14 protein-coding genes are annotated in these 21,024 nt (G+C 32.7%); 11 read left to right on the top strand and 3 right to left on the bottom strand.

Annotation, left to right across the window (positions count from 1 at the left end; translation table 11 throughout):
* Window positions 1-56: 56 nt before the first annotated feature.
* The 6 genes from tsaA (at window position 57) to NEF87_RS15610 (ending at window position 10,580) form a co-directional block, all read left to right on the top strand.
* A complete protein-coding gene (tsaA, locus tag NEF87_RS15635; RefSeq protein WP_457916546.1) occupies window positions 57-560 on the top strand; it encodes a tRNA (N6-threonylcarbamoyladenosine(37)-N6)-methyltransferase TrmO in 504 nt (167 codons plus the stop codon).
* A gap of 385 nt (window positions 561-945) precedes the next feature.
* Entirely contained in the window at window positions 946-2,469 is a 1,524-nt protein-coding gene (locus tag NEF87_RS15630; RefSeq protein WP_457916545.1) for a hypothetical protein, read from the top strand.
* A gap of 23 nt (window positions 2,470-2,492) precedes the next feature.
* Window positions 2,493-2,750 (top strand): hypothetical protein, encoded by a 258-nt coding sequence (locus NEF87_RS15625; protein ID WP_457916544.1) that lies wholly within the window; start codon window positions 2,493-2,495, stop codon window positions 2,748-2,750.
* 42 nt (window positions 2,751-2,792) lie between these two features.
* Window positions 2,793-6,170: an FtsX-like permease family protein gene (locus NEF87_RS15620; RefSeq protein ID WP_457916543.1), complete on the top strand. Its 3,378-nt coding sequence runs from the start codon at window positions 2,793-2,795 to the stop codon at window positions 6,168-6,170.
* A 16-nt stretch (window positions 6,171-6,186) separates the two neighbouring features.
* Window positions 6,187-7,227 carry an ABC transporter ATP-binding protein gene (locus NEF87_RS15615; RefSeq protein ID WP_457916542.1) on the top strand — a complete coding sequence of 347 codons (1,041 nt, stop codon included), beginning with the start codon at window positions 6,187-6,189 and terminating at the stop codon, window positions 7,225-7,227.
* Between the two features lie 20 nt (window positions 7,228-7,247).
* Window positions 7,248-10,580: an FtsX-like permease family protein gene (locus NEF87_RS15610; RefSeq protein WP_457916541.1), complete on the top strand. Its 3,333-nt coding sequence runs from the start codon at window positions 7,248-7,250 to the stop codon at window positions 10,578-10,580.
* Window positions 10,581-10,703: 123 nt separating this feature from the next.
* On the opposite strand, the gene NEF87_RS15605 is transcribed toward NEF87_RS15610, so the two are convergent.
* On the bottom strand, window positions 10,704-11,039 hold the full coding sequence (locus NEF87_RS15605; protein WP_371802329.1) for a hypothetical protein: 336 nt from the start codon (window positions 11,037-11,039) through the stop codon (window positions 10,704-10,706).
* Between the two features lie 98 nt (window positions 11,040-11,137).
* On the opposite strand from NEF87_RS15605, the gene NEF87_RS15600 reads away from it, so the two are divergent.
* The 4 genes from NEF87_RS15600 (at window position 11,138) to NEF87_RS15585 (ending at window position 14,394) form a co-directional block, all read left to right on the top strand.
* Complete coding sequence (locus NEF87_RS15600; RefSeq protein ID WP_457916540.1) at window positions 11,138-11,617, top strand: hypothetical protein; 480 nt, start codon at window positions 11,138-11,140, stop codon at window positions 11,615-11,617.
* Between the two features lie 104 nt (window positions 11,618-11,721).
* A complete protein-coding gene (locus NEF87_RS15595; protein ID WP_457916539.1) occupies window positions 11,722-12,834 on the top strand; it encodes an aminopeptidase in 1,113 nt (370 codons plus the stop codon).
* Window positions 12,835-12,932: 98 nt separating this feature from the next.
* Window positions 12,933-13,694, top strand: a complete 762-nt coding sequence (locus NEF87_RS15590) for a hypothetical protein (protein WP_457916538.1) — start codon at window positions 12,933-12,935, stop codon at window positions 13,692-13,694.
* Window positions 13,695-13,878: 184 nt separating this feature from the next.
* Window positions 13,879-14,394, top strand: a complete 516-nt coding sequence (locus NEF87_RS15585; protein WP_457916537.1) for a hypothetical protein — start codon at window positions 13,879-13,881, stop codon at window positions 14,392-14,394.
* On the opposite strand, the gene NEF87_RS15580 is transcribed toward NEF87_RS15585, so the two are convergent.
* Together NEF87_RS15580 and NEF87_RS15575 are read right to left on the bottom strand one after the other, a co-directional pair.
* Complete coding sequence (locus NEF87_RS15580) at window positions 14,381-15,454, bottom strand: DUF4079 family protein (protein ID WP_457916536.1); 1,074 nt, start codon at window positions 15,452-15,454, stop codon at window positions 14,381-14,383. The genes NEF87_RS15585 and NEF87_RS15580 overlap by 14 nt on opposite strands.
* 260 nt (window positions 15,455-15,714) lie before the next feature.
* Window positions 15,715-15,924 carry a histone gene (locus tag NEF87_RS15575; RefSeq protein ID WP_371802322.1) on the bottom strand — a complete coding sequence of 70 codons (210 nt, stop codon included), beginning with the start codon at window positions 15,922-15,924 and terminating at the stop codon, window positions 15,715-15,717.
* Window positions 15,925-16,493: 569 nt separating this feature from the next.
* Between NEF87_RS15575 and NEF87_RS15570 the strand changes: the two genes are divergently transcribed.
* On the top strand, window positions 16,494-20,972 hold the full coding sequence (locus NEF87_RS15570) for a carboxypeptidase-like regulatory domain-containing protein (protein WP_457916535.1): 4,479 nt from the start codon (window positions 16,494-16,496) through the stop codon (window positions 20,970-20,972).
* Window positions 20,973-21,024 lie beyond the last annotated feature (52 nt).

The raw sequence follows: 21,024 nt of genomic DNA, 5'->3' as shown, positions 1-21,024 counted from the left end.
AAGATGAGACATACTAAATAATCAAGATAATTAGGTGTCATTGTTCTCATATACTTATGAATTCTCACTCCTCAATATCTTATGATCCCATTGGAATAATCCATTCTCCATTAAAAAATAGATCCGATGCACCAATCCAACCTTCAGCCAAACCAAATATTGTTGGTAAGATAGAAATATTTCCCAAATTCACACCATGCCTTAAGGATCTGAATCAATTTAGCTTCATATTCTTATTTTATCACTTTAATCGGATAACTAAGCATAATTTGCAGGTAAAACCATATTTGGACACAGAAATTCGAGGAGTATTCAGTACTCGGGCCCCTTCGCGACCAAATACCATTGGATTTAGCTTGGTAGAACTCGTTGGGATTGATGATAATATTATATCTGTTAAACATGTGGATATGTTAGATCAAACCCCATTGCTTGATATCAAACCTTTCGTGCCTCCGTTTGATTGTGCATTAGTAAAAAACAAGGAAATTAAAATCGGGTGGTTATCTAATAAAATCCAATCGCACAAAAATGTCACTGATGATGGTCGATTTCAATAATATACCTACTTTCTCTTTTCTTTTCAAATTTTCACTCGAATAATCGTGTTTTTGTATCTAAACATCCCAAAATTACATTTTAGATGATTAATGGAAAAAATGTCTAAAAAAACAGGAGGTAACATCCTAATCTCTGTTTTTTATCTGTGAAACGACAAATGAATTACATAAATAAGGAAGAGGATTAATTTTTCACTTCATGAAAAAAAAATGTTAGATTCGATTAATGTAGAATTTATTTTTTGTTATGATTCCGTTATTTTTTTAATTGATTTCAAGCCATTTTTTCTTATTTTATAAGTTTAAGTCAGAAAAAAAAATAACATACCATAATTTTAAATAGCTAAAAAAATATGACTAACTAAAATATTAAAGCTGATATGAAATGACAAAAATCATAAAAAATTTTGAAAAATATCTTGTAAATATTGGAGTAAGTCTGAATTATATTGTCCTTTACATATTATTTCTGATGTTAAATGAAAATTCTAGTTCAACAGACCCTTTTAATGGTTCTCAGTTTATTAGAATATTTATGTTTATTCTGATAGAGATTATTTCCTCAATTGGATTTCACTTTGTCTTCAAAAATGCGTATCCTAATAATGGAGTCAATGTTATTCTTACTTTCCTGACCTTTTTTATGTTAAATTTCACAATTTTTCATCCTATTTTCTTTCTTCGTTCAAGTGAAATATCATATCTGCTCGTCCCCCTAATTTCACTATTAATTATAAACGTTTTTATTGAGTTAATGTTGCACTTAAATCTTAAAATAAATATGATCCGTAATAGAATTGATGACGAGGCACAAATAAATCAACTTGGGGGGTATTTTGGGTTCAAAGGACTCTCCAAAGATTTGAAGTGGAGATTAATCTCTTCAAATTTTATTTGGGGAATCCTCAACCTAATCTCCTTCATTTTTATGACCTTAGATATATTTTCATCATATTTTGGTGTAATTTTAGTAATAATTGTTAATTTTGGAGCATATAATTTGTTTGGAGTATTTCAAAATAGGTCGAAGAATCAAAATATCGTTCTTATCTTATTAGTTGCATCCCTAATCACCAATTCAGTCATTTTTGTAACCGAAGGAAGATGGAATAATTTGTTTTTAAACATTTTACCCAATTTTATAATTTTCTTGATTGGAGTTATAATTTTATTGTTAATTCAATATTTCGTCACCTTAAACCTTTTAATTTACTTCTTTTCGAGCGATGTTGAGTTTCATCCAAAAATCATACAAAATATAAAAGCTGGGGAAAAAAAATGGAATAGACCAAGTATATTTGTTGGGATATCAATCCTGATCTCATTCTTATGGGGGTATTTCGCTAATTATATACTCTACAATTACGCAAATAGGAGCTATGATTTTTCAACATTATACTGGTTACTAGTAAATGCCCTTTTTATAAATGTTATACTACTTTTTGGAAACCCTAAACCCTTTAAAAATCGTTCAATGATATTGGTTCTCTTAAGAATGATAATAACTCCAGTAATCACTTTTGGAATTCAATATTTACTTGTCTTACTTGTCTGGGTTTATGGTGAAAGAATTTTTTGGTTAATATTTATCATACATTTCATAATTTTATGCCCAATTATCATAGCCATGCGCTTTAAATACCGTAAATTTCAAATAATAAAGCAAAAAATTCCAAAAAAATCTGATTTCATATGTCCAAATTGTAAGAAAAGAATTGACATAAAGTTAATTGAAGAATTGAGTCTCATTGGATTTATTAAATGCAGAAATTGCTATGAGAAAATTCGCAAGCCTCAAATATTCACTATAGATGAAAAAGAATTACTAGTAGAACACCAAAAGATACTCAATAAGATTGGGAATAATAGAGATGATTCTGATTCTACACTAAATTCGACCACGATATAATTTATATTTACGGAGATCTATACATGAATATATCTAAAAAAGAAAAAATTACCTATGCAAAATCATTATTACGTGTTGGAATGCCTTATCGAGACATTCAAACTCAATTAAAATTGAAATTTGGATCGGGTGTTTCCAACAATAAACTAAAAGACCTTCAACAAGATATTGAAGAAGATGAAGATCTTCGAGCAGAACTGACACGAGTAAAAAGTGAACTTGTTCTTTACAAAAAACTCTATTTTGAGTTGTTGGAAGCCATGAAAGAACGATTAAAATAAAATTGGATTATTTTTTTCAAAATCAAAAAGGGAATTATATTTATGTTCACATTCAATCTCAAACAAGCGTTTTGTTCAATTCGTCATTCAATTTTAGTTATAATCATATTTTCTTTAGGGCTGTCGATGGTTAGTGGATTCCAAAATTACACCATAGCCGCGCAAGAATATAATTTTTATAACAGTTTTTACTATATGGATGATTTTCTTCTTTCCTATCAAAATCCAACACTCCATTTCTCAGATCATTATTTGAAGTCCCAAATCGAGTTAGATTCAATTTTAGAGAATTCTCCACTGCCGATAGAAGAATCTCATCCTTTCGGGCGCTTTAATATTGATCAAAACGGATATCTCTACTCCACACAAGGATCCAATTTTAAAGGATCTTTTGATGATGGAAATGCTCTACCTGAAAATCAAAAACGCTTTCCCATATCTTTCTATTTCTTGGGGGAAGACTTCTATGAATCCACCCGATTTAAAAAAATCATCAATATTGTTGAGGGAAAATATCCTCAAAACCCCAATGAAGTAATGATTCCAGTTGAAATGGCAAAATCATATGATTTTGGAGTCAATAAGACCATAGATTTGACAATGCGTCTGGGATTATCAGCTAATAATTATTACTCTGATTACAGCTCAGTGCAAGATAAATTTGAAGATATTGTGTTCACAAACTATTCAGTAGCTGGAATCTACGTGGCTTCAAATAATTATTTTTCCTTAACTGGAAATAGATACTATCCTCGATATAATTATGCCGATTATCTTTCCCCAGATGTTTCGATTGCAAGTCAACTATCTAACGACATTTTAATAGACCTTCCATGTTTTTGGACATATAATTTTACAGATTTCACAAAATCTTATCCTATAATAGATTATTTGAATGAGCTGTATACAAATGAGACGTTACGAGCAAAATTCATTCCAAATGGTATAGATGTTCCTTTTTCTACAGGTTTATCCTTACTATATCCTAAATCACTAGTGAAATTTAATCGCTTACAAGCAGAAATTAGTGAAATTAACCTCAAGGTAACTCAATTACGTCGGGAATTGCCAGAAGATATACTTTTAAAGTCATACATTGAAGAATCATTACTTAACACTGACTATGCTGGCTACACGATCCAAGAGATATCAGCCATTATGATCATACCTATTTTGATATTTTGTTTACTTTTGGGGGCAAATTCATTGAACATTGGCCGTCAAGATCGGATTCAAGAATTTTTATTACTATTAAGTAAAGGTGTTTCAAAGAAATCCATTCAAAAGCAAAATTTAATTGAAATTCTGATGATAGGAATGATTTCATCCACGCTAGCGCTTTTAGGAGGACTTGTAATATTCCCAATTCTTAACAAAGTGATCACCCCTTATGCATTTGACTTGGATGTAAGTGCTTCAATTTCACCACAGATTGGAATCCCATCTATTTTTCTAACATTTGGATTGGGAATCTTGATTTCCTTGTTATCTAATTACAAATCTGCTAAATTTTTTAAAAACATGGCGCTAACAGATTTACTCACTGAGAACGGGTCTGAAGATTTTTCAGGAATTTATGATGAATCAACACTATTTACAGCGAAACAAGACAAAAAATCAAAATTTAAATGGTTTAAGAGAAAAACGAATAAATTTAAGTCAAGTAAAGCCTTCAGTCCCTTTAAAAAATGGCTCAAATATGGCAAAAAAACTAAAATCTCCCAATCAGCACCACAGTTAGATCCCTCCGATGACCAAATTTATGAAAATGATATCGAAGAAATTGAAAAATTGACTTTTAAATGGTCTTATTTATTCATTATAGTCGGATTTTTCCCAATATTATTCTTTTTCCTGGTTCAAATATCCCTAATAGATGGAATCTCTGATAATTTCATGTATTTCATTGCAAGATTGAATCAACGATATTACTTAGTAAATATTTCAGTGATATGCCCCCTTTCACTAATATATGGAATTTTTCGATTAATCAGCAAGGAAAAACCTTCTATTTTAGCACGGGTTGCCAAAAAAATAGCTCATCCCTTTATTCGAGAATTTGATTATCTAATCGGACTCAATTTTATTAAAAGAAAAGATCTCTCCCGGATTTTAACCTTATTTGCCATTTTTATAACATTATTTGTGGGGGTGAATATTGGGACCCATTCTTACATTCATTATGGAAAAATTCATGAAAACTTCATAATAGGAGCGGATATGAAGGTCCAATTTAACTCTGAAGCGAAATTGAATTTCAACCAAACACAATGGAACTCTTGGTCTCAAGAGTTGCAAGAATTTACCGATACTAAAGGAAATCCGGTTGTGAACCATGGGATGCCCATCTTATTTCAAGAAAAAAATACTGAAGTATATGAAAATAATGAGAAATCCATGATGTTGTTTGATTTTGAGGATTATCAAACTATTATACAAGAAGGAAACAAAATTCTACCTAATCATAAGTTAATGAAACAGATTGAATCGATTAATGAATATAACTCAAATCCAGATAAATCTAATATCGGCATACTCGTAACTCCAGGATTTTTAACTGGTGAATGGATGATTGATGATGAAATTCGGGTAACTTACAGATATTATAAAGATATGAATGGAACCCCAAATTTTGTGTCTTTGAATTGCAAAATTTTAGGGTCGGTAGAAAGATTACCTGGTGTTTTTCCAGATTATAATTTGGCCCCAGATATATTTTCGAAATTAATTTTCATAGATTCCTCAGAAATTGATCAAATTTCCACCTACAATCATAAAGCAGAGCAACTAACCTTCCTCTTTGATTTAAATTTGAATTCTAAAGGAGAATTACCTGCTGAAATAACTCAAAAATTACTCGAAAATCGAACTGCAACCACTTTTCCGATATTTGATCAAAATAGCAAAATTCAGTTTTATAATCAAAAATGGAATGATATCTCCGTATTTTCGATAAATAGTGAACCCTTGATTGAGATTGCATATATGGCATCACTTATAGTGAGTATATTTTTTGGGATCACCTTAGGGTTATTTCTAATTGCGATTCAGAAGAATAATATCCCCTATGATGCCCTGTTTAAATCAAAGGGGATCGGAAACCGTAAATTAACAAAGATAAAACTAACTCAAATTCTTACTATTTTTATATTAGCAATAGTACCGGCAATTCTAACAGCTTTTTTTTCTACCTACATTATGCTAAAATTAATACAAAATACCGAAACTTGGTCTAGTTTAGGATATTATACGTGGAGTTCAGCCTATACAAGGCATGAATTAAATTTACCCATATACCCCAATATCTTGGAAATCGGATCAATAATACTTATCACTTTTTCAATGACACTAGTAATCTGGTTTATTGGGTTTTCCCGAATTACAAAGAAAACCCTTGCAAAACATTTTGAAAAAAAATAATTCACGAGGAATTCATATGTCTGAAGAAGATTCAAACGAAAAAAACATCGAGCAAAAAAGCCCTGCTGTATCGCTGGAGGGAGTCTACAAAATTTATAAACAAGGCCATTTGGAAGTCATTGCCCTTAACAATATAGATTTAACTGTCTATCCAGGCGAACTAGTTGTGATCATGGGTCCGAGCGGATCTGGAAAAACCACCCTATTAAATATCATAGCAGGATTAGAACGCCCTAATGCAGGAAGCGTGAAGGTAAAAGAATTGGAAATAAGTCGATTGAAAGATGAAGGGATTCAACAGCTCCTTCAAAATGATATTGGCATCATTTTTCAATTTTTCAATCTGATCCCAAGCTTAACAGCTGCCGGAAATGTAGAAATGCCAATGATTGTGGCCAAGAAACCGAAAAGTGAAAGAAAAACGCGGGTTGAAGAGTTATTGAATGATGTTGGTCTAAAGAATCGAACCCGGCACCGTCCTTTTACATTATCTGGTGGGGAAAAACAACGAGTCGCCATTGCACAAGCGTTTGCTAACAATCCAAAACTTATTCTGGCAGATGAACCCACAGGTAACATAGATTCTGTATCTGCAGAAAAAATCATGGGAATCTTCCATCAAAACATGGAAAAATATCCAGATAAGGCCATGATCATTGTAACTCATGATCCTGCGTTCCGTAAAATTGCAGATCGTACATATATTATTCGCGATGGTCAATTCGTACGGGAAATTGGTAAGATGGCAATGAAGGATCTGAATTCTAATGAGTATGATTATTCTGATGAAAATAGCCAAATTATCGATATTAAACCAAAGCATGAGCAATCTAAGGTATTAATTGAGGAACCTCAAGATATATTCAAGATGGAGTCAATTACTGAATGTCCAATTTGTCATTCAAAAAATATACTCAAAGGATATGATAAAAATTTATCAGCGTTCCACATTCATGGTTCTCAAATGATTACGACCCTTTCTATTGCATGTTTAAATTGTCATTCAATGAATTTCCAAAACGTAGCAATATTTAATGTAAAAAAAGATTTAGTGTAAATGAATTTCAGGGAAAAAACATGAATATCACAGCAACATTTTATTTGAACCAATCAGCGAATAATATTAAGAAATCTATCCTTACAATTATTTCATTGGGTCTAGCTATTTCTTTAATTACAGGCATTACCCTTTATTTCAATGGAGCCAATTATTACAATCTCTCTCAAAAATTTGTTAATATTTATGATATTTCTTTATTAGACCAATATTCCCATCCCGAAAGTTCCTTAAATTTTAGTGACCGCTTTGAAGGGGAAGAGCCAGACTATTTAAAAGAGGCACGTAGATCGAGACTTGATCTCGAATCAATTGATCAATATACTACAATTTCTTCTTCAAATCTTCTACTTTTTAAGAATTATTCTCAAAGTGAGGATATTCCGGCAGGATTAGCAGAATTTGAGAGTAGTCAACTGTCTTTATCCTTGTTTAATAAAGATTTTTTTGCAACTCAAAGATTCCAAGATTATTTTCAGATTATTGAAGGATATGCACCCCAAAATGAAAATGAGATTATCATCGATGCTCTCCTTGCATCGCATTTAAATCTTCAAGTTCAGACTTATTCGGCACTCCCTATCTTTATTAAAACATCTATGATTAATGACACTTCGAGTTTTAGTTGGGAAAATGTGAAGATTGTGGGTATTTTTACTCCAAAACGTAGCACCTATGCAATTGGAACTACTGAATTTTTTAATACTCCTTACACATCCTCCGATGATATCTTACTATCAAATTTATATCAATATGGGTTGGTCAAGACCCCAATTTTTGGTCTGATTGACTATGAACAAGATTCTCAACGAGAATTTCATTCTTTCAACATATTTTTTAATAATTTAAATTGTAATTCCCGTATTAATAATTCGATCACATATCAAGTAGAAAAAGGCATAGGCTTAAGTTATGATCGCAAAGCTATTAATGTTAACACGCTTTCTAGTGAAGTTCAACGAATCGGGAGTCAAGTGAATGCTTTATCCAATGAAATCCCATCAAATATTATAATTAGAAACAATATCGATTCTGCGATCACAGGAGATCTAGATAAGGACATTGAAAAACGTGCAAAAATTGCTTTGACAACCATCCCAGTGATAATTTTTTCTTTATTTTTGGGATCAATAGCAATAAATTTACGATTTAAATCTCGTTTCGATGAATTCCTCTACATGAGAACAAAGGGGATGCCAAAAAATGTCATTCGAAATCAGTTACTATTAGAATCCTTAATGATTGGAATAGTTGCTTCATTAATCAGCATCTTACTTGCGATTGGAGTATTTTATATTGTTCAACCATGGCTTAATGGACAATTTCTACATAATTATCATGTCCAAATTGATCGTTATGGAACTATAACCCATTATTATTTCAACGAAATTGATGCACCCCCATCAACTCTTATTCCTTTAATTTTTAGATTTGGAACATTTGTAACTAATTTCTTATATTGCATCACGCTAGCAGCCCTAGGGAGCATTTATACGTTTTATAAATTAAAACGCTTGAAAATTCATCAGATGCAGGCAGAGTTGGATAAAAATGGTTTGAATTCACTGTATAGTGAGCTCATATATGAAGAAAGTGGAAAACTTGATGCAGAAAATAATGGAAAAGATCATAATCTATATGAGACACCAATAGAAAAGGCAGAAAAGAAAATATCCAAATGGGGATTAAAACTGATCATACCCACATTAATTCCTTTTGTAATAACTCTGATTTATCTGATTGGAACTATACCAAGTATTCCCGATGTGTTTCTTGAAATTAGCGCAAAGATTGAAGAATTTTCAGGAATTTTATCTGTTCTTTCATTTTTGATGCCAGTATTGCTGATCATTGGTATTGTTAGATATTTTGTCGTAGAATCACCCATAAGATTTGCACGGGTATCGAAAAAAATTGCATCTTGTTTTATGAAGGAGCATTCAACATTAATTGGGTTAGAATTGATTCGAAGAAAACCATATCGTCAGATGATCTTCTTGTTAAGTCTCTTCGCTTCATTACTTGTCTTTGCCAATGTTAATATCAATACTGTGCATCGTGAGGATTTAATAAAAGATAATTTTGAAACTGGGGCGGATATTCAAATAAAAATGGCTTCTCCATTTAATCAATCTGATAAAGAAGATGGTTTTACACCTATGATTTTAAATGTGTCTTCTCTTGAATTATTTGAAGAAAATCTATTAAAAATCCAAAATCAAAATGGAGATTTGCTTATAAATTCAGTTGTATCACTTGTCATCAATAATTATCAACAAAAATCATTTTGGTGGATGAATTTTGGAATTGAAGATCGAGGGATGGTTTCCTATTTGGATTTCACTAAATACTTGGCAATGATTAGCGAAAATGGTTACCTCATTCCCAATAGACAATTAGTTCTTCAAATCCAAGATATAATCGATTTCAATCAAAATTCTGCCAATTCTATCCCAGGTGTCATTGTCAATCATGATTTTTTAGAAAATCATAATGTTGAAGTTGGAAATGTCATTGAAATTCAGCAACATACTTATGAGGTGTCAGATGATTTCAATGAAACAATTCCAATTCAAGTCAAAATACTTCAGGAAGTTAATTTACTTCCAGGAATAACCCCAGATTTCATAACTAGCAAAGATCAAGGTTCTTGGTATGGAGGTGGTGCTTTTGATGGAGAAATGATGTTAATTGATCGTCAATTCTTAAATACTTCCTTTAAACAAGTTCAAATAGGCCAATTGAAGGTTTTTCTCGATGTTGATATGTCTATTTTAGAAAATCTTGAAAACCTCACCCAAGAAATTAGTAAAATCGCGCCTCCAAATCTTCACGCACCTACCTTCACTTTTTATGATCATGAATGGAATTCCCTGACCCAAAACTCTTTCACTCTTCAACCATCAGCAGGATATACAAGCACCGCGTATTTTAGCATGTTATATATAAATCTATTAATCATCGGATTCCTATGCACCCTCGGATTAGCTATCACCAATTTAAATTTCCAACGAGAAAATGAACAATTTCATGGACTTATGTTAGTCAGAGGATTTGGAAAAAAGAAATTAGTGGGATTTGTTATCACCCAATTAGTTGTGATCTTCAGTCTTTCATTATTCATTGGACTGGTGGGAGGATTCATAACTTCTTGGGCCTGGATGAAAAGTTATTCCATAACAGGGGGTTATGGGTCGTGGTCCGTATATAAATATAACCTCCCAGTAATGTTCAATTTTCCAGAACTTGCTTTGGTACTAGGTGTTTTAGTGGGATTTTCTTTTCTACTGTATTTCACCAGCACTTACTTCCGAATGCGGAAACCGATCAATCAGTATTTCTACAAGTTTTAATTTTTTCTCCTTTCTATATCGCAATTAATGATTTATTGTCTTAATTTAGATACGCTTCAATCACTTAGGCACGATTTCTTTTATCGAGATTCTATCAGATCCTAAGTATCAGAAAAGAATATTTTACTGTTGTTCATTATCCAATTCTTGGAACAAAGTCTGGGAATTTTGAATTTCTTCATGAAGTTCTTTTTCAGTAGGGGGAGGGGGACAGATTTGTTCCCGAAGACAATACTCCATCATAGAATAAATAGAAACATCTGCGAGAGTTGCTGCTTCCGCCATACTAACTATACCTTTTCGATATTTTTCGGAGTATTCTTTCATTCGATATTCTTGCATTTGCAATAAGAGAAACTTTCTCATTAGAGCGGATCGATCAATGTGCTCTTTTTGAGAAATTTCGTTCAAAATTTTAATTTCGTTTTCTTCTAAACGTGTTGATATTACGTTAGTCATTTTTTTCTTCCTCTTTAACTCAGAATGCAAACCATTAATCAGTATTTTTTTTACTGATTCACGACAAAATTAATATTTTTAAGATCCCAATTAATAATATGGCTTTGCAAAATCCATTTATTATCAAAATTATTGTGAATAATGCCGAAATTCTCTCCTTCTTTAGTAAAATAGCATATTATTATTCCCAAAAAAAGATTTTGCATGAAGACTTGAAAATCGAATTTGAGCCCTTTGAAAAAGGAGTGTTACTCATCTACGAAAATTTTGAATATTTTCACCGAATCACTCAAAGTTTAACGAAGGAGCAAGAAAAAATGAAAGAAAAAGTCTCAGACCAAAAGCCTCCTTTTGATTTAACAGATTTTCCTGATCGAGGGTTTTCTTTTGAATTTCATTTTGATCAAAAGTATGCAGAATTAACTCAAAAACTAGTTTTTGAATATCTGAACTATGTCCATCCAGAAATGGGTGTTGTTGTGAAGTCACAAACGCAGTTATTGATTACATGTCCTCACATAGAAGCATTTCAAGCTCTACTGCAGGATTTCTTTTACCGTTATTCAATTATTGACTGATAGCAGTCAATTATTTAATAAAAAGGGTTTGGTGATAAAGAAACGCTTTTTAGCATAATAACCACATATTCTCTTAAGGTAATTATAAATTGGTTTTGACAAAAATGTTAAATGATTTCAATGAAAAGCTAGCCATCCTTGCCATTCGCTATGCGTTGGATGTGAAACCGGGTGATATGATCCTTCTTGATGGATCTGAAATTGCGAACGATCTCTTAAAAGCACTTTTTATCGAAGTGTTGAAGGCAGGAGGTCATCCTACAGTTCAATGTGCATTAAAAGGATTACAAGTGGCGAGACTTCGTTATGGCAATGATGATCAAATTAAATTTATCAGCCCCATGCAAAAAAAAGGAGTAGAAACTTACCAAGGATATTTACAAATTATGGCAGATTACAATCGCCAGAAATTGAGTCTTATTCCTCCAGAAAAATTGAAAATGTCACAAAGCTCGCCAGAATTTATTGAGTTTATGGGCGTATTTCAAGAAAGAGTAAGTAAAAAGGAATTGAAATGGTGTATAATACCCTATGCTTGTGATGTACTAGCCCAAGATGCAAAAATGGATACTGAAGCCTATAAGGAGTTTGTTTATAAAGCGTTACATCTTGATGCTGAAAATCCAGCAGAAGTATGGAAACAAATAGAAATTGAACAAGCGAATATTACAGAACAATTGAATAAAATCGACCAAATCCATGTTTTAGGCGAAGATACGGATCTTACTCTCTCTGTAAAAGGACGTCCCTGGAAAAATTCTTGTGGACATAATAATCTCCCAGATGGGGAAGTATTTACAAGTCCTGTTGAGAATTCCATTAACGGCCATATTCGATTTACATATCCTGGTATTTACCAGAGTAAAGAAATTGAGAACATTCGATTGGATTTCAAGGATGGTCGGGTCATTAAAGCCACTGCTGAAAAAGGACAAGAGTTGTTAGACTCCTTATTATCTATTGAAAATACAGATTTAGTTGGAGAATTTGCTGTGGGAACAAATTACGGGATCCAACAATTTACCAAAAACATGCTCTTTGATGAGAAAATGGGCGGTACCCTTCATATGGCCATTGGGAGAGGATTTCCAGATACAGGCAGTGAAAATTTACAATGTCCTATCCACTGGGATATTTTAAAGGATATGAAGAGCGAAGAATCACAAATCATTGCAGATGGTAAAGTCATCTATCAAGCGGGTAAATGGAAGATATAATCCTTCTCTTTTTTTCTTATTCTAAACATCTCTTATAAAACCTTCAACTTCAATTTGATAGAAACTATTTATGGCCAGATCTCCTAATGGTAGTATATATGGAAGTACCCGAAATCGTTAGTGTTGTTGGAATTTTTTCCCAAGAAGAAATCTCTACCATCTGTCATCAATTCGCAATTTTAAAAGCCAAGTCAGATAAATCCTATCGAAAATTAGCCTTGGGAATTTTACTCTCTCAATACAAACTTAAATCTGATACTCAGCGTGTTCAACATACCAAAGACCTCTTTCTTTATTGTTTTCAATCGTTTCCAGAGGTTTTACCAGTTCTGCATTATAATATTCGGAAAAAGGAAGTGGTTGATGTGGATCTCCTATCACTCTTTTTTACTAAACTCTTCACTAAAATACCCCATCTTCATTGTGGATTGCAACTCAATATATCTCAGAAACAATTTCATTCCGAAATTTATACTTCCCTCCATGCACAATTTCCGCATTTACAGTTAATATTTCAACTGAATCCTACTTATCAAAACCTAGACCTTGAGTATTTTATAACAGAAGACTTGAATAGACTCAAGGAAATAATCTCCTATATCTTGATTGATTATTCTCAAGGGAAAGGAATTTCCCTAAACCTTATGCAAATGCAAAGAATTCAGCAATTATTGAAAGGATTCAATTTAATTATTGCTGGAGGATTGTCAGGTGAAAAATTAAGAGAGCGCCTGACCGATTTAGAGATTATTTTTGGGAAAAATTTTAGTATTGATGCCCAATCTAAACTGCGAGAGCAAAATAGTCCCTTTCTGTCTCCAGAACGGGTTCAAAAATATCTTGCCCAGAGTTTTTTTTAATGGGCTTTTAAAAATATATTTCTCCTTTTTTACAATAAATAGCCGAATTCGTCAAAATGGGTCAATTCTGACATGTTTTGGGCATTGAATACTATTTAAATTTGCTGTTCATAAAAAACTGGCTTAACCAAAACAATTGAGGTTTAGCAATTTTATACTAATTGCCCATAGATAATTCTTGATTATGGAAAAAAAATTCAAAATTCAAAAAATACTTCTTAGTTTAACCGGATGTATTGGCTTCATATCAGTTTTAACACCGGTGATGTTTCATGTAAGTCCAAATTATTTATATCATTTTTGGGCATTTGGCTTAGTATTTGGTTCCGCATTAAGATCAGACGAAGTTGTAGTATATTCTAATTTTCAAACGGAGTTTTTAATCCCAGCACTCTTTGCCGTTATTGTGATCTTGGTGGGTTGTGGTTTGATTTTTAAATCTACCTTTAAAATATCTTCAAGAAATGATTTTAACGGAAAATTAGCAATTATAGGCGGAATTTTAATGATTTCAACTCCAGTCTTACTTTTGGCTATCTGGTATTTGCTTCATATTCTGGATCGAGGGTATTCCATTTTTTGGGGACCCTCTGATTTCACACCTAGTTTTTCAATATATATTCAATTTTTCGCAGGTATGTCTGCACTAATCCTGAGCTTGTTTATGAAAAAAAAGAAACGCCCCTTTAAGAAAAATTAAAATAGGAGCCGAAGGATACCCCATAGTTAGTAGTTCGCAAGATTCCCAAAAAAATTGTGAAGCAAAATAGAAGAAATCCAACAAGATGAAAATTGAAGTGTTTTTCTCGGTTTTTTTTCCGATTCATGGAACGCTGTCTTCCTAAAATACCTCCGATTATATGAAAAAGCACGGAAAGCAAGGCAGTCCATCCGTGCAAGGTATAAAACAGATTTCCCCGCCGATTATAAGTGACTACACTCCAATAGACTAAGATCCCAATGATGGAGAGAATATAGGTTATCGAAACAACCAGATGAAATTGAGAATTTACAAATTTTGGAAGCTCTTTCATCCTTGATTCCCTTGCAGTAAATTTCAAGCCTGTACTTTGAGCCAGAACGCCAAAAAAGAATGCAATGGAAAATAATATGGCATGCATTTCCCAACCTGACACGATATCGTATTGCGCATCATCGGCCCACCCCCTTGATTCCCAATACCCATGATAATCTTCAGTGGTAACTTTAATTTCATAAACCCATTGGACCCACTTATAACCTAAATGCCCTGGAGCCACAATACCTAGGGGATATCCAGTTTCGGGGGGTAAGGGAGCACCATTCATTTCATAGGCAAGGAGAATCGTACTATTATAAACTTCTTCTATAGTTAACGAAGAACTATATCCATCGAGACCATAAAAAATTACATCATGGGCTGTGGCATTGATAATTGCGAGATCGAGCAAATCACTAACTAACACTCCAGTAAACTCAGCTGTGGAAGAAGGTCCCTCAACACATTGCAATGTTGCTATGAAAGTAGTATTGGGGAGTGCTTTGAATTCATCATAGGAGTAATTCAACTGATTTTCAATTTCCCCGTTGATAATTAGGGAATAATTTGCAATATCAACTCCCGGATCCCCTTTTATGGTATTTGTAAAAAAGTTTTCATTCGAAGTTATTTTTTCAGGGCGATAGGCAATGATCATGACGCTAATTAGTGGTATGGAAGCTATGAGAATTAATCCCAAAAATAATTGAATCCCTTTGCGTTGATCAGAAACTTTTCCCATACAATAGTTTAGGGTCAATCTATATAAATTTGGGTTTAATCTTTTATAGCGATTCCTGATCTTTTAAGTTATGTGGAAAAAATATTTTTTATTAAGAAGAACGGATCCTTTGAATGATTTGAACTATTTTTTATGAAAATGGATACATCTATTAATATCGGGTATCTCTTCAAATTTTTTAAGCAATGAAATGTCGCTTGTTATGGTTATAAGAAAGGGGAAAAAAAAAGTGTTGACTTGAGAAAATGCCAATTCTTATTTTAGATTTCTAAGGTTAAAGCCATTTCCATGTCAGCTTTGGTCAACTTCTTGCGACCAGAGTGTCGGGACATTTCTAAAGCTTTGTTGGTTAAGTCTTTGGCGTATTTTTCTAAGTAGGTGATTAATTCATCAACAGCATCTCGGCTGACCATTTCTGCGCCGGATTTTTTCATGAGTTCTCGAATAGGAGACCATGCGAATACTTTCATTTTTTATAATCCTCCGATAGAAGTAACTCAAAACCTTCAAGATGAAAATTTGAGTACTACTAATTTTAATATGGTAGGTTAGATATTTAAATGTTTGGCAATTCCATTAATAATTGTGCTGGTATTTTGAATTCGGAATCAATATTCTCCGACAAAAAGGATCTGACCATTTTGCTATGATTCGATGTTTCTGCCCGTTTGAAAATTTTTTGGGAATTTTTGAGAGATCGCGATAAAAATTTTACTGAAAGATTAATAAATCGAATTATTAGCACTTTCTTGGTTATAGACCCCCCATAATTATTTCTGATTTCATGAATATGATGATTAATGGAAGATACATCAGATTATAGACTTTAAGGTAAATTATTAACCAAATTATCAAAAATAAATTCCGTTTTTTGAATCGGTATAGATCTCTACAATTATCAATCCCATGACGATTTAAGTATGTGTTAATTATACATTTTATTCAGAAAATATGTGCAAATAGTGCTTAGTTATTTATAAAGGATTAGTATATATTCTCCATAATAAGTTAATTAAAATAATTAACTTTGGTGATATAAATGCAAACGAAAAAAATTGTTATAAATTCAATTATTCTCGTGTTCGTTATTTCAATGATTATACCTGGACTGTATAGTTCTGGTTATCAAGAATCTTATAAAGAAGATTCAATTGATTTTATGGAGTTTAATAATTCTGTTAATTATGGAGATAGCGATCAGGATTCAATGGAAATAGTCTGTTTGTACACAGAATTTGATAATATCATTGAAAAAAGCCTTTCAAATTTCATCGTAATAATAGGAGATGAGGTGAAATTAACAACAATACCAATAGCTTCTAGTGAATCTCTACAAAATGTTTTAGAAACAGTTAATGAACATTATATTGTAATATATTTCTTCCATGGAGATGAAAATGGATTGATTATTGATGATCAGCTCACTTTAGAATGGGAAATAGTTAGAAATTATGTTTTTGCAAGTAGTTCCCAATTTCATTATTTTGCTTCTTGCTACTCAGCAACATTGGATTATAATTCAAAAGAAAAGACGATTATAGGAAATGAGGGAACTGTAGATCAAATGGTTGCATCGATTGTTGTTTCCATGAGTGTAGGAACAACTTTTGAATCGATTAATTATGGCAAAAGCAAAGCAATATTGAACAGAGCGGTTGATTTTGTAGAAGAAGATCAAAACCAATTTATGGAAAGAATTCTAAATCCCATAGAAAAAATGGATACATTGCACTATAAATCCAATATTGTTAGAACTGCTGAAGATTTATTCACTCAACTTGAAAATTTCTTCAAGCTAGCATCACAAAACCCGAGTATTGCATTTCTCCAAGAAATAATTAAACTCATAGTTGGGGATTCAGCAGACTTCGATATTGAACAGTACTTCGATTCTTCTGTCGGAATTGGTGGTAACTTCAAAGTAAACAACTATACAAAAATTTCATTTTGGATTGGCAGGGAATTTCATACTTATAAAGCATCAGAACATTCTGCTATTGACTTTGATGTTTTTGCGGATGTTATTGCAATTAAGATTGGAATTGAATTTGAATATGATCAAGAAATAACTGTTATGGGTGTACCCGTAGAAGTAACTTTTGGAATTGATGCAGAAATGAACCTAGAATTTTTGTTAGACTATTATGCATCCAATCCAAACAATTTACATGATCTAACTGGCATAGAAATCAATAATAATTACCAAAATCCTTCCCAATTAATTGCGTATGTCAAAACTGAAGGTCCTTTTGGAGAAGATAAAGTACTAGAAGCACCTTTCGGTTCTTATGCAATGGGAATTCCTGTAGGGTTTCGATTGTATGGTAAATTAGATGTATATATAAAGGGAGAAATAGGTATAGATCTTAAAGAAAAATGGGATAAACTTCCCAATGTTACGCTACCTGTAGAAATGGGTGGCCGAATTAGTTCAGTATTCCAATTAGGTGGAGATGGATTGAGTGCAAATGTATTAGGAAGCGTTTATGGCCAAGTCGGTTGGGACGAATATGAGTTGGACATTAAAATTGGAAAAATTACTGCAAATGTATTTTTAAGAATTGAATTGCCCGTTCAAGCATTGCTTGTTTGGGATACTCTTGGAATTGGAATTGATAATGCATATGCCTATTATCCTAAAATCAGTGGAGAAATCTCTGCGAGTTATGAATCGAAAATTCCGATGATCCCCAATTATGAAGTAAACATATGGACTGCTCATGATGGATCGAGTAAAGAAAAATTCTGGTTCTTACCTTATGGTTCCCCACAGGTAGATCTTGATATTCACCCTGGAAATATTCTGTTGGATTATACTAATCAAGCAAGAATTGGACCTTCTATAACCGAGTTTGTAAACTTTGATCTTCCACCTTTAATTAAATCAGTTTTATCTGGTGTTGGAGAGATTGAACCCGGATCAGCATTTGATAGAGAAACACCATCAATTAATCTTGTGTCAATGCCAGCAACGGATTACATATATTCCCAAACTTTAACCAATGATTTAGTAATTGGTGATATAATAATTCATGCAAATCTCCCTACAGGGCAAAATTATCTCACAACAGATGAATCTGTTCAAGTTGGGAGTTTGGATTGTGAACTTATTAAGCTTGTGAATCCATTATCAGGAGATGAGGAGAGTTTGACCTTCGAGACTACAGACGATCATAATACTTACAACACAGATTCGAGCGTGAAGAAAGTAACAGTTAGTATTGATGCAGCACCAAATAAATTAAAATTTCGAGATCAATTGAGTGGTTATTCATATTCTGGAACTAATTATGTTGGTAGAACGGAAATAAATTTACCTGAAAAATCACAGTCCGTAATGGTTCGATACTTACTTAAACTTCATATTGATGATTTTAGAAGTTATATTTCAATAGAAGGTAATGATGAACATAGTTATGGGACGATTTATCCATTATCTGTAGCTCTACCTCAATATAGTATCAAAAAAGTCGAGGCTTTATATCAACAGATGTATAGTTATTTGATTACTACAAATAACTATGATCCGTACTTTGGATTTAGCTATAGCATGTGGGAAGATCCCGTTAAACGTAACAATCTGATATCTGCTTTAAACATGCTTATGGATATAGATTGTGAAGAGTTCGAAGAATTATATGATGCTATTACACTCGATGATGTTTATATTTGGACTCCATGGATAGATGGTGAATCAGGAATATCTCATTTTAAAATGGTGGGTGATGATTCTTTTGAAATAAAAGCTGTGGAATATAGAACTCCGGTAATTTATTCTTCAGATGATGATCAATCAGATGTTCATGGATATATTGAACAGATGTCAGTCACACCTGGTAGTGCAACAGAAGATTATTTTGCATCATGGAAAGCTCATATGGGATTATATTATGCCCGTGAATATTATGGGTTAAAGAATGGATGGCATAAAATATATTTTACCGCGTTAGATAATGCAGGATTGGAGTCTACACATTCAGCAAGCTTTTACATTGAAAACCCTGTTGATTCAATAGCTCCTGTTATTGAAAAAGAAATGAGTATACAAGAATTTGTGCTGGGATCAACTCTTGATCCATCGCATCCAATATATGGATTAACCACATTGAGATTTATGGTATGTGATCCTGCTGAATCCGTTGTTTATTTTCCTCAGTTTAATAATGGGAATCCTACAACGTATAGAATAGATTCGGGAATTGATTCTGAATATGGGTTCCAAATCACCATTATGAGCACTACTGGTGATGAATTAATGAGTAAAAAGGGAAGTATTTCTTCAATATCGAGTGATTGGACTCATTATTATGCACAATTTGACTTCAACACATTGTCTACAGGGGAATACTATGTCTCAACATCTATTCGAGATAAAGTTGGGAACATTCAAGAAAAAACTTATTGGATATTTGTAAAAGATGATAGAAGTTTATCGCTGTTATTAAGTGAATTTGGAGATTCAACAAGTGGTTGGTCCTTAAGAACTTCATCTCGGAATTCACTATCTGAAACTGATATCTCTCTGAAAATGGAGGAAACATCCTCTGGATATAGTTCACCTCGCCAAGGATATACTTATAATACAATAGATTTAAGTAATTGGTGTGGTGGAGATATTCAAATTGACTTCAAAATTCGTGCCACATCCAATTATGCTTCTAGCTCAGTAACAAACTTTGCTGTCGGATTAACGACAGATCCAAATTCAGGTTTCAATGTGTTCCAACACTATGAACATAGATCTACTAATTACGGTGGGGATGGATTTGAAAGTGGTAAAGATAGTGGATGGAAATCTCGTTCTATTATCATTTCTGAAGCAACACTTAGAAGTAAAGGGCTAATTCCAGGACAAGGATCTGTAAAATTAATGTGGGGATTTAACGATGCTTGGAGCACAAATTGGCATCAGAAAGTAGAACTAGATTTTATTTCAGTTTATTGTAAAACTCCTGTTTCATATAATGGATATGTTAGCAATATTATTGGAAGTAAGATTTATAGTGCACAAGTAGAGATTATCTCTCCATCAGGAACTATTCTTCAAACAGTTCAGACAGCGAGCTCAGGCTACTTTGCTACAAAAAATTTCCCATCGATATTGAATGGAAATTATCAAATGCGAATTTCTAAATCTGGCTATAAGACACAAACAAAATCTGTGGATGCAGATGCCGGAAGTCGTAGATATAACACTGTCTTAAGAACTACCAGTCAAATAACCATCCGAGGATATGTATCATATAAATACGGTTCGGGTTTATATAGGGCTTCAGTACGAATAAAAACATCAAGTGGTTCTCAACTTGCGAGTGTATTAACATCAAGTAATGGATATTATTCTGTTACGATTGATGCAGGTTTAACGAGTTCATATAACATATATGTATCAAAACCAGGGTATCTTTCTAAATCTGCAACAATTTCAAGCACAACCTCAAATTATGCACAGAATTTTGCCCTGCTAAAGACTCCGAGTGGAGGAGGAGGAGGAATTATAGTTCCACTTGATAGATAATTTATTTTTTTTTTATCTTTTCTCCAAATAATACTATTTATACTGAATTTAA

The organism is Candidatus Lokiarchaeum ossiferum, from assembly GCA_025839675.1.
Classification (GTDB): domain Archaea; phylum Asgardarchaeota; class Lokiarchaeia; order Sigyniarchaeales; family Promethearchaeaceae; genus Lokiarchaeum; species Lokiarchaeum ossiferum.
The sequence above is the reverse complement of the archived record's forward strand: the minus strand, read 5'-3'. Positions and strand labels throughout refer to the sequence as shown.